An 898-nucleotide genomic window follows, 5' to 3' on the forward strand; every position below is an offset into this window, starting at 1 on the left:
TCTCGCAAGGTCAAGTCGCAGGACTGAGCATTGCCAGGGCTTGTCAGTTTCTAGGCATCAGTCGACAGGCTTACTACAAGCGCAACCGAGCTGCTGATGGCAAAGAGCGCCAGGCAGATCGGGTGGTTCAGTTTGTTCAGCAAGTCCGGCTGCGCCAGCCCCGTCTGGGTACCCGTAAGCTGCACTATTTGCTGCATTGCCAACCTGACAAACGATTCCAGGTCGGCCGAGATAGGCTGTTTCAGGTCTTGGGAGAGCGCCGTTTGCTGGTACTGCCCAAGCGGGCATACCACAAGACAACACAGAGCTTTCATCGCTTCTACCGCCATCCCAACTTAATCAAGCCCGGTCCAAGCCAAGTCGTTCCGACAAGGCCGGAGCACGTCTGGGTTGCCGACATTACTTATCTGCCCGCACGTAACGGCCCGCTGTACCTGAGCCTGGTAACGGACGCGTACTCCAGGAAAATTGTTGGTCACCACGTCCATGAAAGCCTGCATGCCGAGTCAGTAGCGCAAGCCTTCAAGCAGGCCTTACGAAAGCGACGTCGTCGCCAGCCATTAGTCCACCATTCGGATCGAGGCATCCAATATTGCTCGGCGCTATACCAGTCACTGCACCAACGGCACGGCGTTCAGTGCTCCATGACTGATGGGTATGACTGCTACCAGAACGCGCTGGCTGAGCGAATCAACGGAATCCTCAAGATGGAGCTGCTGTTAAGCAGACCTGAAGATCTGGAGCAAGCGAGGCAGATGGTTGATGAGGCAGTGCAGATCTACAACACAGAACGGCCCCATATGGCCCTGAAAAACAAAACGCCCGATGCGGTGCATCGGGCGTTTTGAGGCCTATCGGCCTACCTGAACAGGTGTAAACCTATTTCAGGACTAGACAC

At 55.6% G+C, this 898-nt stretch carries 1 protein-coding gene; it reads left to right on the top strand.

Annotated elements, in window-relative coordinates; genetic code table 11:
- The coding region (locus QMX96_RS26690; RefSeq protein ID WP_282362723.1) for an IS3 family transposase at positions 1–848 on the top strand (848 nt) is incomplete at its 5' end.
- Positions 849–898 lie beyond the last annotated feature (50 nt).

Origin of the sequence: Pseudomonas sp. PS01300, from assembly GCF_029960155.1 — a bacterium.
In the GTDB taxonomy this organism is placed as follows: Bacteria; Pseudomonadota; Gammaproteobacteria; order Pseudomonadales; family Pseudomonadaceae; genus Aquipseudomonas; species Aquipseudomonas palmensis.